Here is a 1696-nt window from a genome sequence, read left to right as displayed (position 1 = left end):
GGCTCGACGGCCGGCGAGTCGGACATCACCAATGACCGGGGCGGCCGTACGACATTCGCCGATGCGGGCACCACCGCGGGTACGTCGGACATCACCAACGAGCGCGGCGGCCGCACGTCGTTCAGCAGCGGCTCGACAGCCGACCATTCGACTATCGCCAACCAAACGGGCGGCCGCACGACGTTTGCCGGCACGGGCACTACCGCGGGCTCGTCGCACATCAGCAACCAGACCGGCGGCAGCACAGCCTTCTACTGGGGCTCGGACGCAGGTTCGTCGCACATCAGCAACGCCGACGGCGGCGGCACGACGTTCAACGACAATTCGTCGGCCAGCCTGGCCAGTATCAGCAACAAGTCCGGCGGCAACACGACCTTCAACGACTGGTCCAGCGCCGGCGCTGCGAAGATCAGCAATACCCTGGGCGGCAGCACGGCCTTCAATGATCGTTCGAATGCCGGCGATGCGAAGATCAGCAACATCGCCGGCAGCACAGCCTTCAATGATCGCTCCAGTGCGGGTAGCGCGACGATAGGCAATACCTTGGGCGGCAGCACCGCGTTCAATGACCGTTCGAACGCTGGCGATGCGAAGATCAGCAACATCGCCGGCAGCACAGCCTTCAATGATCGCTCCAGTGCGGGTAGCGCGACGATAGGCAACACTCTGGGCGGCAGCACCGCGTTCAATGACCGTTCGAACGCCGGCGATGCGAAGATCAGCAACACCCTGGGCGGTAGCACAGCCTTCAACGACTGGTCTAACGCGGGTGGTGCCACGATCACCAACGTGGCCTTGGGCAGTACGCAATTCAGCGATCGTTCCGACGCGGGTCACGCGACCATCAACAATGGCGCGCTTGGCGGCACTTCGTTCGGCGATCATTCGAGCGCCGGCCGTGCGACCATCACCAATACGACCCTGGGCAGCACGACCTTCAACGATCGTTCGAGCGCTGATCGCGCGACGATCGACAACAATGGCGGCAGCACGTCCTTCAAGGACGATTCGAGCGCCGGTCGGGCGACGATCACCAACGAGAACCGCGGCGGCACGACGTTCAGCGGCGACTCGTCGGCGGGCCGTGCCGATATCACCAACGGCAATCGCGGTAGCACCACCTTCAACGGCAATTCGACGGCCGGTAGGGCGCACATCACCAACGAAACCCGCGGCAGCACGACGTTCAACAACGGGACGGATGCCGGTTGGGCGCGCATCGACAACGAAGGCGGTTCGACGACATTCAATAATGGTTCGTCGGCCAAGCATGCTCTGATCGCCAATACCGATGACGGCAGCACGACCTTCAACGGGGGCTCGACGGCCGATCATGCGTTTATCTACAATGCCGACGGTGGCGGCACGACTTTCCAGAGCAACTCGACGTCTCAGCTGGCGACGGCTGGGCAGGCTTTCATCTATAACGGCGATGACGGCGTCACGACATTCACTGGAACGGGTGCTACGGCCGGCAACGCTTTCATCGTCAATGCCGATCCGGGCTTGACGATCTTCAATAACGGCGCGAATGCGGGCGACGCGCTTGTCTTCAACACCGACGGCGGCCAGACGAAGTTCTCCGATACGGGCACCAGCGCCGCGTCGTCGCACATCGTCAACGTGGCGGGCGGCAGCACCTCGTTCGACACCCAGTCGACGGCGGGCGATTCGACCATCACCAACGTGTACGGCG

The 1696-nt window shown here is 63.1% G+C and carries 1 protein-coding gene; it reads left to right on the top strand.

Features of this window, described 5'->3' with window-relative positions; all coding sequences use genetic code 11:
* A partial coding sequence (locus CEY11_RS25495) for a beta strand repeat-containing protein (protein WP_198958989.1) occupies window positions 1-1696 on the top strand: 1696 nt, incomplete at both ends.

This window comes from Candidimonas nitroreducens (genome assembly GCF_002209565.1).
GTDB lineage: Bacteria > Pseudomonadota > Gammaproteobacteria > Burkholderiales > Burkholderiaceae_B > Candidimonas > Candidimonas nitroreducens.
This window is presented reverse-complemented; position numbering and strand designations above follow the sequence as displayed.